Genomic DNA, 12,024 nt, shown 5'->3' on the forward strand with positions numbered 1-12,024 from the left:
CACGACATGCGCGGCGTGGGCAGACTGACGTCAGCGTGGCGATGGATCACATCTGCCGCGGTCTCGATTGGGCATGCGTCGAGGGCAACCAGCAATCAGCCGTGAGGACCAAACAGAAAGAGTTCGTGCATGTCCTTGCCGTCGGGGTTGGCGGCGCGCGCCAACCGACGCTGCCATCTCTTCAGCCGGCGGGCCGCGCGACGAAGGACGTGGAGCCAAGAGGATGTCCGCACCCAGAGCCTCCTTCGCATTCCGAGCCGTTCGACGAACGATAACATGGCCCTGTTCGGGACGCGCGCGAAACTCGGCGGCGCCGCGAAGTTTGCAATCAGACGCGCATGGCGAGGCGTTTTGCAGCAGAGAGATACTCTCGCGACGTGGCGCCAGGAAAATTCATTCCGGGCAATGTTGCCCGATCGCCGGGCTTATGGAATTGTCCGACCGGATGGTCAATAAATAGCGGTTCGGAGGCGGGGCTGCGGTCCCGGAACCTTGCGACTATTGGCTGACATCCCTGGACGATGGCCGAACGGCCGCCTGGTGGAACGGACAAGACATGGCCCGATCGCGCGCCAAGGACTATGACGACAAGCGCCTCTCGATGCTGCATCGCTCGGCCGAGCTGTTTGCCGCATCGGGATATGTCGGCACGTCGATGAACACCATCGCCGACGCCTGCGGTGTCTCGAAGGCACTGCTCTATCACTATTATCCCGACAAGGAAGCGATCCTGTTCGATATCCTGTCGTCGCATCTCGCGAAGCTGGTGGCGGCGGTCCGCAAGGCGAGCGCACAGGCCGGCGATCCGGTCGCACGCTTCAGGACGATCGTTGCGACCCTGCTCGAGCTCTACCGGCATGCCGACGCTGAGCATCAGGTCCAGATCTCAAGCCTCAAGCTGTTGCCGAAGGACAAGCAGCAGCCGCTGCTCGCAAGCGAGCGGATCCTGGTCGGGATCATGTCGGATGCACTCGCCGCCGCAGTACCGGCGGCGAAGCAGAAGCGCGCACTCAAGCCGCTGACGATGAGCGTCTTCGGCATGCTGAACTGGCATTACATGTGGTTCCGCGAGGGCGGGCCGATGACCCGCGCCGAATATGCCGGTTTCGTCGCGCAGCTCGTGCTGGCCGGCGCCGACGATGCCGCGGCCACCGTCACTCGGCCGCGCGGCAGGGCCAAATCGGCCGGCCGCAGCCGGCAGGCCGAGTTGCTCTGACGCGGGCCGTTAAGCCCGCATCGCATTCATGGTCAGTAGCTCATAGGTCGCCGCGGTTTCGCCGGTACCGGTCGTGATCTCGACGTCCCAGCGTACCTCGCCATATTGCTTGTTGCGCGGCATCTTCTCCTTCGCGGTCAGCCGCACCTGGATCTGTTCGCCGGGCTGGACGGGTTTGACGAAGCGCAGCGAGTCGAGGCCGTAGTTCGCCAGCACCGGCCCGTAGTCGGGATCGACGAACAGGCCGGCGGCAAACGACAGCAGCAGGTAGCCATGCGCGACGCGGCCCGGGAAGAACGGATGCCCCTTGGTCGCTTCCTCGTCCATATGGGCGTAGAAGGTGTCGCCCGTGAAATGCGCGAAGTGCTCGATGTCGTCGAGCGTGATCTGCCGCGACTTCGAGACCAGCGTGCGGCCGATCTCGAGATCGTCATAGTGATAGCGGAACGGATGGAGGTCGCCTTCGAGCGTCGGGCTGCCCTTGAACCAGCGGCCGGTGACGCCGCTCAGCATCGCCGGCGAGCCCTGCAAGGCGGTGCGCTGCATGTAGTGCTGGAGGCTGCGGACGCCGCCCAGTTCCTCGCCGCCGCCGGCCCGGCCGGGGCCGCCGTGAACCATCTGCGGCATCGGCGAGCCATGTCCGGTGTGTTCGCTCGCGCAGTCACGATCGATGAGTGCGACGCGGCCGTGAAAACTGCCGATGCCGAAGGCAAGTTCGGTCGCAGCCGGGATGTCGTGCGTGTAGATGGATGCGACGAGGCTGCCGCCGCCGCGATTGGTCAGCGCGATGGCCTGATCCAGATCGTCGTATCCCATCACGGTGCTGACAGGGCCGAACGCCTCGATCTCGTGGACTGCGGTTGCGGCGAGCGGCTTCGCACAATGCAGCAGCAGCGGCGGAACGAAGGCGCCGCGCTTCGCGTCGGCATCGAGCAGCGGGAAGTTGCCGGGATCGCCGGCCACCAGTTCGGCTTCGGCGCGAAGCTTCGTGACATGGGCAAACACATCGCTACGCTGGCCGAGCCCGACCAGCGGCCCCATCCTCACCTTGTCGTTTTCGGGATTGCCGATCGTGACCTTGGCCAGACGGTCGCGCAGCGCCGTGATCACGGCGTCGAGCTGCGCCGACGGCACCAGCGCGCGGCGGATCGCGGTGCATTTCTGCCCCGCCTTGACCGTCATCTCCTTGGCCACTTCCTTGACGAAGAGGTCGAACTCCGGGCTGCCCGGTACGGCGTCCGGAGCGAGGATTGCGGCGTTCAGCGAATCCCGTTCGGCGATGAACCTGACCGCCTCGCGCGCGATGACCGGATGCCGCTGTAGTTTTTGCGACGTGTCGGCCGAGCCTGTGAAGGACACCACGTCCTGGCAGGTCAGATGGTCGAACAGGTCGCCGGTCGATCCGACGATGAATTGCAGAGCGCCTTCGGGCAGCACGCCGGATTCGGTGATGATCCGGACCAGCTCGTAAGCGACATAGGAGGTGACCGTCGCGGGCTTGGTCACGACGGGCACGCCGGCCAGCAGCGCCGGCGCCAGCTTCTCCAGCATGCCCCAGCACGGGAAGTTGAACGCGTTGATGTGCACGGCGATGCCGTGCAGCGGCGTCATAATATGCTGACCGGCGAATGCGCCACCCTTGGAGAGCCCTTCGACATTGCCGTCGAGCAGGAATTTGCTGTTTGGAAGCTCGCGGCGTCCCTTGCCGGCATAGGCGAACAACGTGCCGATGCCGCCGTCGACGTCGATGACAGCGTCGGTGCGGGTTGCGCCCGCATGGAACGATAGTTTGTAGAGCCGGTCCTTGTGCTGGGTCAAATAGTCGGCGAGCGCCTTCAGCAAGCCTGCGCGCTGGTGGAACGTCAGTTTTCCAAGATGCTTGCCGCCGACCGCGCGGCCATAGGCGAGGATCTCGCGCATGTCGAGATCTCTTCCGGTCGTGACCGCCACCACATCGCCGGTGACGGCACTGTGAATCTCGGCTGCCGGTTCGCCCGGGCCGGACCATTTTCCGCGCACGAAGCTGTCGAGCTTCATGACGTTGTCCGCCGTCCGTGGACCGCTGGATTGAGGCTGTGTCATCGCAATTGGACCTTCTGACTTGGGATCAATGATGCGTCTCGCCTTGGCGGCGGAATGTTCAATCGGAAACGTTTCAATCCTTGGCTCGTCCGACAAAGCGCGGGGCGCGCTTTTCGAGAAAGGCGGTAACGCCTTCGGCATAGTCCGCCGACCGGCCGGCACGGCCCTGCAGCTCGCGCTCGAGATCGAGCTGCGCGTCGAGCGTGTTGGTCTCGGAGGCGTCGAGCGCCTGTTTGATCAGCGCAAGACCATCGGTCGGCTGTGTCGCGAGCGAGGCGGCGAGGGCGTGGGCCTCGGCCATCAGGTCGGAATCCTCGACCACCTTCCAGATCATGCCCCATGTCTCCGCCCGCTCGGCGGAGATCGGCTCGGCGAGCATGGCCAGTGCGCGCGCTCGCGCGCCGCCGACGAGCCGCGGCAGCAGCCAGGTGCCGCCGGTGTCAGGGACGAGGCCAAGCCTGGCGAAGGCCTGGATGAACTTGGCCGACCGCGCGGCGATCACGATATCGCAAGCAAGGGCCAGGTTTGCGCCGGCGCCCGCGGCGACCCCGTTGACGGCGCACACGACCGGCATCGGAATGCCGCGCAGCTTGCGCACCAGCGGATTGTAGAATTTTTCGATCGGCGCGGAGAGGTCCGGCGTTTCGCCGGGTGTGAACACGCCATCGGAAAGATCCTGCCCGGCGCAGAATCCGCGTCCGGCTCCGGTCAGGATCAGCGCGCGGCAGGACTTGTCCTGTTCCGCCGCGATCAGCGCGGCCATCAGTGCGGCGTGCAGATCGGCGCTGAAGGAATTCAGGCGATCGGGCCTGTTGAGCGTCAGGACGCGATATCCGGCGCGGATATCGGTCAACACCAAATCGGTGACCATGATGACCTCCCGTTGCGGCTTCTGGCGGCCGAAGGTTGCGTGATGTGGCCTTGGATTACTATTGACCGTCCGGTCAGTCAATTATAATCCGCGTAACGGCATGGATGACGACGTCGGGCAACATCGAGCGAGCACGATTTCGGTTGCGATTTCAGACCCGACAAGAACGTCAGGATGATCCGGCGCGCATCGCCTGTCTGCAGCAAAAGTGCCGATGCGTAAGCACGGTCCCGTGCACTCGATCGGTGTCATGCTGCCACAAATCGGCCGCATATCGGCGGCGACCTCCCGCCGCCATGAGGATCAGCCGATGACGATGCAGTCGCCGGATATCACCGGGTTTCGGTTCTCGACCGCGGATTTCGGCGAGCGCGACCGGTTGCCGATCTTTCGCGAGCAGATCGGGCGGATGATCGTGAAGCTCGATCCGGAGCCGCTGAGCGCCGGCGTGTTCCATGCCGAAGCCAATGTGCGCGAGCTGCCCGGGCTTGGGATCGGATCGTGGGCGTGCAGCAACCTCAAGATCGCACGGTCGCGCGAGCTGCTCGATGGCAATGACGACCTCGTGCTGACGATCATCACGAGCGGCAACACCCGCGCGTCGCAGCGCGGCCGCGACATCGAGCTCGGCCCGGGGCAGGCCGTGCTGCAGTCGAGCGCGGAGGCCGGCAACATGGCGGTCCCGGTCTCGCCGAGCCGTTTCGTCGGTCTCAGGCTGCCGCGCAAGGCGCTGGCATCGCTGGTCCGCGATCCCGAGGACATGCTGGTCCGGCCGTTGCCCGCGAACACCGAGGCGATGCGCCTGCTGGCGCTCTACGTCAGGGAGCTTGACGACAGCTACCGGCTCGCGACGGCCGAGCTGCGCGGCGCCGTCGTCCGGCATCTGGTCGATCTCGGGGCGCTGATCATCGGCGCGAACCGCGATGCTGCGGCTGCCGCGGAAGACGGCGGGCTGGCGGCCGCGCGGCTCGCCGCGGTCAAGGCCGACATCAACGATAATCTCAGCTATGGCGATCTCACCTTGCCTGCGGTGGCCGCCCGGTTGAGGCTCACGCCGCGCCATATCCAGCGGCTGTTCGAAAGCGTCGGTTCGACGTTCTCGGAATTCGTGCTCGGCCAGCGCCTGGCGCGTGCGCATCATTTGCTGACCGATCCGCGCCACAGCGGCAGCACCATCGGTACGATCGCATTCGAAGTCGGTTTCGGCGATCTGTCCTACTTCAACCGCACCTTCCGCCGGCATTACGGCGTGACGCCGTCGGATATCCGCGCCGTGCCGCGGCGCTCCTGACCGAATATCGCAATCTCCCTGGCAGGGCGGCAGGTCGTTGCCTGCGGTTCGCCGCAACCCGGCACATCACCCGGCGACGCGTCGCAAGCAGCGCTCTGCGCCAGCCTGTGTGCTGTCGCGCACACAAGATCGCCGCCAATCACGTCCGCTGCGGGCGATTTCAGACGACAATGCACGACAACGTGTTTCACATTGTTGCCCGATGTCGCATATGTCCAATCCCCCGTCGCCCCAGTCCGAGCCTGCCAATCGTCCCGCGCTTAAAAGGCAGCCCCCGGTGATCGTTGCAATCGGCGGATTCGTCGACTGCGATGCATTGAGGCGACTTGAGACCATCGAGGAGAATGTGATGAAGTTTGCATTTCGAGGATATTTTCTTGCGCTCGGCGCGAGCCTGGCCTTGTCCGGCGCCGCCATGGCACAGGATATCAGTGTTGCCGTGGTCGGGCCGATGACCGGCTCCGAGGCGAGCTTCGGCCAGCAGTTCAAGAATGGTGCTGATCTCGCGATCGCCGACATCAATGCGGCGGGTGGCGTGCTTGGCAAGAAGCTGAAGCTGGAGGTCGGCGACGATGCCTGCGATCCGAAGCAGGCGGTGTCGGTTGCCGAGAAGATGGCAGGCGCGAGGATTCCGTTCGTCGTTGGGCATTTCTGCTCATCGACCTCGATCCCTGCGTCGGACGCCTATGCCGAGGGCAATGTGCTGCAGATCACGCCGGGCTCGACCAATCCGCAATTCACCGAGCGCGGGTTGTGGAACACGTTCCGTGTCTGCGGCCGGGATGACCAGCAGGGCACGGTTGCGGCCGCCTACATTATCAAGAACTACAAGACCAAGAACGTCGCGATCATCCACGACAAGACGACCTACGGCAAAGGCCTTGCCGACGAAACGAAGAACGCCATCAACGCCGCGGGCGTGAAGGAGAAGCTTTATGAGGCCTATACCAAGGGCGACAAGGATTTTGCCGCCCTGGTATCGCGCTTCAAGAAGGAGTCGATCGATTTCGTCTATGTCGGCGGCTATTATGCCGAGGCAGCGTTGATCCTGCGCCAGATGCGCGAGCAGGGCGTCAATGCGGTGCTGATGGGCGGCGACGCCCTGGTCGACAAGCAGTTCGCCGCGATCGCAGGTCCGCTTGCCGAAGGCTCGCTGTTCACCTTCTCGCCCGACCCGCGCAAGAAGGTGACCGCGGCCGCGACCTTGAAGAAGTTCAAGGACAAGGGCATCGATCCCGACGGCTACACGCTCTACAGCTACGCCGCGTTCCAGATCTGGAGCCAGGCCGCAGCCCGTGCCCAGACCACGGACGCCAAGAAGGTCGCGGCGGCCATCAAGGCCGGAAGCTGGGATACCGTGCTCGGCAAGATCAGCTACACGCCGAAGGGTGACATCACCCTGATCGACTACGTCGTGTATCGCCGCGACAAGGACGGCAACTACGCCGAACTGCCGGCCGGTCAATGATCGCCAGACCGTTTTCGCGCGAAGCGGATATCGGTTCGCGTGAAGAAAACGCGTCAAAACAAATCGAGAGCCTCCGTTCCGATGCAATCGGAACGGAGGCAACCCTAGCCAGGCTGAATTGTTTCCCGCTGCGCGCGTGACCGGCGCATCCGGTCATACGTTCCGGGCAAAGCGCGCAGCGCCGGGAATCGGCGGGAGCCATGCGACAGCGCGATCGGTATAGATCTCGGCTTGCGGCTGCAATCCCTCCATGCTGTCGAGCGTGCCGGCTTTCACCACGACCTTGCCGGGCATCAATGCGGTCTTAGCAAGCAGAGGGGACCCGCAGCGCCCGCAGAAATGACGATGGACCGGATGGCCGCTGTCGCCCTTGTCGACGAACACCACCGTCTCGCTCGACTGCTGGTAGTCGGCTTCGCGGATCACAAGGTTGAACGAAAACAGGCTGCCGCTTTGCCGCTGGCAATGTGTGCAGTGACATATCGCGATGCTCCGCGGTTCGCTCTTGAGCGTGTAGCGCACCGCGCCGCACAGGCAGCCGCCGTTCCGTTCCTGCATGCTGGTTTCTCCCTTACGATGACGCCGGGACAAGGACCCCGCCTCAGGCGTCGCCAATCACGGCATCGATGAATGTGGTGGCGGATTCCCTCAACTGCTTGCGGCTGTATCCGGCGCGCTCCATCACGGCGAGTCCGCGCGTGAACGTCACAATGACGCGCGCCAGCCGGTTTGCATCGGCCGTGCTGCGCCTGTTCGGCGCCGCGCTGATGGCCTTGCCGACCAGCTGCTCTAGCCGGGTAAGCACGTCCAGCACGCGCTGGCGCACGTCCGTGCTCGATATGGACGCGTCGAGCGCGGTGCGCGTCGTCAGGCAGCCCCGCTGCGGCGTGCCGTCCGTCATGTTGACGATGATCATGTCAAAGAAGCCCCTCAGCCTCGCCGAGGTATCGCCCTGCACCAGTGCGCTGCCGGCCGCGTCCAGGAATTGCGCGGCGTACTGATCGAAGGCGCGCAGGAAGATCGCTTCCTTGTCGCCATAGGCGTTGTAGAGGCTGCCGCGCTGGACGCCGGTCGCGGCCGCGAGGTCCTGCATGGTCGCATCGTGCAGGCCCTTGCGCCAGAACACGTCGAGCGCGCTTGCGATCATCTCGTCTTCGTCGAACTGACGCACGCCCACCATTCGATCTGCTCCATCGGGTCATTCTTGACACAATCGTCAATATTGACAATGATGTCAAGAATGAACATGAGGAGATCCGGATGATTACCGCTGTCACGACGTTCAAGCTGCCGAAGCCGATCACGCGCGAGGAGGCCCGCAGCATCTTCCTGAGCACCGCGCCGATCTATCGCGGCATTCAGGGGCTGTTCCGAAAGACCTATGTGCTGTCCGAGGACGGGCTGACGGCCGGCGGCATCTATTTCTGGAACTCGAGGGAGGAGGCGGAAGCGCTGTACACCGATGCGTGGCGCGCCCGCGCCCGGGAGAAATATGGCGCCGATCCGACGGTGACCTATTTCGAGAGTCCTGTGGTGGTCGACAACCTTGCCCAGCAGATTGTCGCCGACGATTAGCAACGATGCAGCGGTGGCCGATGCGCATCACAGCGCATTGAGCGCCTTGCGAGAGGGAGCGAGCGGCAGCCATTCCGGAATCTGCCGCCTGGCGAGCCAGTACGGACGCCAGATCGCGCGCCAGGTCGGGCCGTCGAGAGGCGCGGTGCCCCATCTGCGTTGCTCGATCTCCATCCGCAACAGGTCGTGGCTATGCAACCATTGGCGCGCTGCCCACCAGACCTCGCGCGGCATCCCGGCGTTCCGGATACCGGTGAGCTCAGCGATGCCTGGCAACGGACCCTCGAAACGCGCCGCAACTCTCAGGGTGGCAACGCGTTGCCCGCTCCGCCTGACGCTCCACAGCCGCGAGCGATTGTGGGCGAGGTTGGGACCGTAGGTGCGCAGGCAATTCTGCATCGCTTCCGCCTCCTCCGAGATATCCGTGGTCGAGTTCAGCGAGATGAAGTCGTAACCGTCAACGCGGCCCGGCCGCAGCCACATATCCGCGATCTTCTCCGAGCCGAGGCTGACATGCAGCGCGATCATCGTGCTCCACGCATCGGCGGCCGCGAGCGCCGAGCCGATCTGTATGCTCGGCGTCCACCTCCGGTCGATCAGCGTATGTCCCAGCGTCGCCGGCTGCGCGGAGAACCACGCCCACAGGCCGATGAGCCGCAATCGCGCAGGATCGGTGCGCGGCGGCGCCCGGACCAGCTCGCGCGCGATCCAGACCGCCGCCGGTCCATGTGCGAGCTCGGCAACCGCCGTGACGGATTTCAGCCAGATCGGTGCGAGCTTCGATGACGGCGGCAGGTGGTTCGCGATCTGCCGGCGAAACAGCTCGTCATCGAGCAGTTCCATGATCGGAGCGGTGAACGCTTCCGGCGGCAATCTTCGCAACCACAGCGGAATGCCCCCCGCGGAGGCGGCGTCCGCGAGCGAGCGGCCGTCGATGACGCATGCGCATGCGCGCGCCGAAGCGATCCCGGCTCGCGGGACCGCCAGCGCGAACAGCAGCGCAGGAAAGCTCGCGGCAAGGTCCGCAAGACGCGTGTGCCGCATGGCCAGCGCGCGGACCTTTCCCTGAACATGCGGATGATACCTCCGCAGCTGACGTTCGAGCAGCACGGAGCGTGTGGCCTCCCGACGAGAGGCCACCAGAAGCGTCGAGGTCATGACAAAAGTTCCGCAAGCGCGGAGCCGGAGGCCCGCAGCAGATTCGATTGCGTGTGGGTGTTGCGATTTCACCCGGGATCCGATCCCGGGACGCGCGTCAAGTATCGCGCGGCGAACCCGGGAAGCGCACAGACCTGAACATCGTCGCCTCCTGCGTTGAAGTTGCGGAGCGCTCCCATAGCGTATTTCCCGCCCCTAGGCAACGTGAAGCTGTGCATTGCGTTTTAGCGATGTGGTGCGCACGCGATGAGAGACCTCACTGCGGCATCGGCCGCCCAAGGTCTCTTCACGATCCCGGTCAACGACGCTAGTCTGATGAAGGGCTAACAAGAAACGTAGGCGGGAGGCGATAATGACCCAACAACAACCCTCCGATCGAGGCTCCCCGGCACTGCCACGCCGCAGGCTCGGCTGCACCGGGCTCGATGTCTCCATTCTCGGCTTCGGCACGGCGCCCCTCGGCGACCTGTTCGCACGGCTCGACGACGCTGCTGCGATCGCAGCAGTGGAGCGGGCGTTTGCGCTGGGCATCAACCTGCTGGATTCCTCGCCGCTCTACGGCCATGGCCTCGCCGAACACCGCAGCGGCACCGCGCTGCGCCGCGTAGCGCGCGACGGCGTCGTGGTCTGTACCAAGGTCGGGCGCTGGATGGACCCGTTCCACGGCCGTGGCGACGGCTCCAGTTTCGCCGGCGGCGCGCCGCATCGCGCGGTGTTCGACTATTCCTATGACGGCACCATGCGCTCGGTGGAGCAGTCGCTGCTGCGGCTCGGCACGGATCGCATCGACCTGCTCCTGATCCACGACGTCGACGTCTGGACCCACGGCGCTGACGCGATCGAGGCGCGGTTTCGCGAGGCGATGGAGGGCGCCTATGTTGCGCTCGACAAGTTGCGTTCCGAACGCGTGGTCAGGGGCATCGGGATCGGCGTCAACGAGGCCGAGATGTGCGTGCGCTTCGCCAAGGCCGGAACGTTCGACACCATGCTGCTTGCCGGCCGCTACTCGCTGCTCGAGCAACCCGCGCTTGCCGAATTCCTGCCGCTGGCACAAGCCCAGGGCATCGGCATGATGCTCGGTGGCGCCTTCAACTCCGGCATCCTGGCGACCGGCGCGGTTGCCGGCGCCAAGTACAATTACAAGGAAGCGCCGCCGGACGTAATGCGGAAAGTGGCGGCGATCGATCGGGTCTGCCGCGCCCACAACGTGGCGCTGCCGACCGCCGCGCTGCATTTCGCGCTCGGCCATCCGGCCGTGGCAAGCCTCGTGCTCGGCGCGCAGACGCCGCAGGAGGTCGAGCGCAACGTCGCCGCGTTGTCGTCGCCCGTGCCTGCCGCGCTGTGGCGCGACCTGAAGAATGAGGGGCTGCTCGACCAGCATGCGCCGGTGCCGGCCTGATGCGGATCGACGCCCATCACCATGTCTGGACCCTGGCCCGCGCCGATTACGGCTGGCTGACGCCCGAACGCGGGCCGATCTACCGCGACTTCGGCCTGGCCGATCTGGCGCCGCATCTCGCCGCGGTCGGGATCGAAGGCACCATCCTGGTGCAGGCCGCATCGACCGAAGCGGAGACCGCATTCCTGCTCGATATCGCCAAAGGGGCCGAGCAGGTGCGAGGCGTGGTCGGCTGGATCGACTTCGACGCCGCCGATGCCGCGGCGCGGGTCGATGCGATTGCCGGGCGCGAGCTCCTGGTCGGGCTGCGGCCGATGGTGCAGGACATCGCCGACGACGACTGGCTGCTGCGCCCCGAACTGGCGGCGCCGCTCGAGGCCATGGCGCGGCATGACCTCGTCTTCGACGCGCTGGTGCTGCCGCGCCATCTGCCGCGGCTCATCCAGGTGGTCGATCGCCATCCGGACCTGCAATTCGTGCTCGACCATTTCGGCAAGCCGCACCTTGCGACCGGCGACATCGCGGCCTGGAAGGACGACATCGCAAGCCTCGCCACACGATCCAACGTCGTCTGCAAACTCTCGGGCCTTGCGACCGAGGCGACGCCGAACTGGCAGGTTGCCGATCTCAGCGAGGCCGTGGATCATGCACTGGCATGTTTCGGGCCGCAGCGGATGCTGTGGGGCAGCGACTGGCCCGTCGTCAACCTCGCCGGCGGCTATGCGCACTGGTTCGCAGCCGCGGAGAGCCTGCTTGCCGATTTGTCAAGTGAAGCAAGAGCTGCGATTTTCGGCGGCAATGCGGCGCGGGTTTATTTGTCAAGCCGCGGACGGCCAACATCCCGGAAATAGATTGCGGCGTGCGCCCAATTTGATCCACAGCGCGCCTTGATGAATCATTCCGGGATGGTCCATAAGCGGCGTCCGCGCCGTCGGTGATCCGGCGGCGCAACGGAATTTTAGAG

The 12,024-nt window shown here is 65.0% G+C and carries 11 protein-coding genes; 6 read left to right on the plus strand and 5 right to left on the minus strand.

The genetic code is table 11. The features are described from left to right. Window positions 1–556: 556 nt before the first annotated feature. On the plus strand, window positions 557–1,216 hold the full coding sequence (locus AC1VNY_RS00685) for a TetR/AcrR family transcriptional regulator (RefSeq protein WP_304497027.1): 660 nt from the start codon (window positions 557–559) through the stop codon (window positions 1,214–1,216). A 9-nt stretch (window positions 1,217–1,225) separates the two neighbouring features. On the opposite strand, the gene paaZ is transcribed toward AC1VNY_RS00685, so the two are convergent. Together paaZ and paaG are read right to left on the minus strand one after the other, a co-directional pair. Next, entirely contained in the window at window positions 1,226–3,253 is a 2,028-nt protein-coding gene (gene paaZ / locus AC1VNY_RS00690) for a phenylacetic acid degradation bifunctional protein PaaZ (RefSeq protein ID WP_482403714.1), read from the minus strand. 118 nt (window positions 3,254–3,371) lie between these two features. Beyond that, window positions 3,372–4,169, minus strand: a complete 798-nt coding sequence (gene paaG, locus AC1VNY_RS00695; protein ID WP_482403715.1) for a 2-(1,2-epoxy-1,2-dihydrophenyl)acetyl-CoA isomerase PaaG — start codon at window positions 4,167–4,169, stop codon at window positions 3,372–3,374. 214 nt (window positions 4,170–4,383) lie between these two features. Here paaG and AC1VNY_RS00700 point away from each other — a divergent pair, with 214 nt between their 5' ends. After that, the gene (locus tag AC1VNY_RS00700) at window positions 4,384–5,460 is read left to right on the plus strand and encodes an AraC family transcriptional regulator (RefSeq protein ID WP_482403716.1); all 1,077 of its coding nucleotides are present in this window, start codon (window positions 4,384–4,386) and stop codon (window positions 5,458–5,460) included. Window positions 5,461–5,809: 349 nt separating this feature from the next. Next, window positions 5,810–6,928, plus strand: coding sequence for a branched-chain amino acid ABC transporter substrate-binding protein (locus AC1VNY_RS00705; protein ID WP_482403717.1), 1,119 nt, complete (start codon window positions 5,810–5,812; stop codon window positions 6,926–6,928). 153 nt (window positions 6,929–7,081) lie between these two features. Here AC1VNY_RS00705 and AC1VNY_RS00710 read toward each other — a convergent pair whose 3' ends face one another. Continuing rightward, entirely contained in the window at window positions 7,082–7,486 is a 405-nt protein-coding gene (locus AC1VNY_RS00710; RefSeq protein ID WP_482403718.1) for a GFA family protein, read from the minus strand. A gap of 43 nt (window positions 7,487–7,529) precedes the next feature. Further along, on the minus strand, window positions 7,530–8,108 hold the full coding sequence (locus tag AC1VNY_RS00715; protein WP_482403719.1) for a TetR/AcrR family transcriptional regulator: 579 nt from the start codon (window positions 8,106–8,108) through the stop codon (window positions 7,530–7,532). An 80-nt stretch (window positions 8,109–8,188) separates the two neighbouring features. Between AC1VNY_RS00715 and AC1VNY_RS00720 the strand changes: the two genes are divergently transcribed. Beyond that, window positions 8,189–8,503 carry a monooxygenase gene (locus AC1VNY_RS00720; protein WP_482403720.1) on the plus strand — a complete coding sequence of 105 codons (315 nt, stop codon included), beginning with the start codon at window positions 8,189–8,191 and terminating at the stop codon, window positions 8,501–8,503. A 27-nt stretch (window positions 8,504–8,530) separates the two neighbouring features. On the opposite strand, the gene AC1VNY_RS00725 is transcribed toward AC1VNY_RS00720, so the two are convergent. Further along, on the minus strand, window positions 8,531–9,661 hold the full coding sequence (locus tag AC1VNY_RS00725) for a hypothetical protein (protein WP_482403721.1): 1,131 nt from the start codon (window positions 9,659–9,661) through the stop codon (window positions 8,531–8,533). Between the two features lie 352 nt (window positions 9,662–10,013). Here AC1VNY_RS00725 and AC1VNY_RS00730 point away from each other — a divergent pair, with 352 nt between their 5' ends. Both AC1VNY_RS00730 and AC1VNY_RS00735 read left to right on the plus strand, forming a co-directional pair. Further along, the gene (locus AC1VNY_RS00730; RefSeq protein ID WP_482403722.1) at window positions 10,014–11,060 is read left to right on the plus strand and encodes an aldo/keto reductase; all 1,047 of its coding nucleotides are present in this window, start codon (window positions 10,014–10,016) and stop codon (window positions 11,058–11,060) included. Next, window positions 11,057–11,911 carry an amidohydrolase family protein gene (locus tag AC1VNY_RS00735; RefSeq protein WP_482403769.1) on the plus strand — a complete coding sequence of 285 codons (855 nt, stop codon included), beginning with the start codon at window positions 11,057–11,059 and terminating at the stop codon, window positions 11,909–11,911. Before AC1VNY_RS00730 ends, AC1VNY_RS00735 begins: the two co-directional genes overlap by 4 nt. Window positions 11,912–12,024 lie beyond the last annotated feature (113 nt).

Source organism: Bradyrhizobium ferriligni, from assembly GCF_056837965.1.

Coding starts and splice junctions, on each gene's coding strand:
- AC1VNY_RS00720 (WP_482403720.1), top strand. CDS start 8,189: ATGATTACCGCTGTCACGACGTTCAAGCTGCCGAAGCCGATCACGCGC.
- AC1VNY_RS00700 (WP_482403716.1), top strand. CDS start 4,384: ATGCGTAAGCACGGTCCCGTGCACTCGATCGGTGTCATGCTGCCACAA.
- AC1VNY_RS00685 (WP_304497027.1), top strand. CDS start 557: ATGGCCCGATCGCGCGCCAAGGACTATGACGACAAGCGCCTCTCGATG.
- AC1VNY_RS00730 (WP_482403722.1), top strand. CDS start 10,014: ATGACCCAACAACAACCCTCCGATCGAGGCTCCCCGGCACTGCCACGC.
- AC1VNY_RS00710 (WP_482403718.1), bottom strand. CDS start 7,486: ATGCAGGAACGGAACGGCGGCTGCCTGTGCGGCGCGGTGCGCTACACG.
- paaG (WP_482403715.1), bottom strand. CDS start 4,169: ATGGTCACCGATTTGGTGTTGACCGATATCCGCGCCGGATATCGCGTC.
- AC1VNY_RS00705 (WP_482403717.1), top strand. CDS start 5,810: ATGAAGTTTGCATTTCGAGGATATTTTCTTGCGCTCGGCGCGAGCCTG.
- AC1VNY_RS00715 (WP_482403719.1), bottom strand. CDS start 8,108: ATGGTGGGCGTGCGTCAGTTCGACGAAGACGAGATGATCGCAAGCGCG.
- AC1VNY_RS00725 (WP_482403721.1), bottom strand. CDS start 9,661: ATGACCTCGACGCTTCTGGTGGCCTCTCGTCGGGAGGCCACACGCTCC.
- paaZ (WP_482403714.1), bottom strand. CDS start 3,253: ATGAAGCTCGACAGCTTCGTGCGCGGAAAATGGTCCGGCCCGGGCGAA.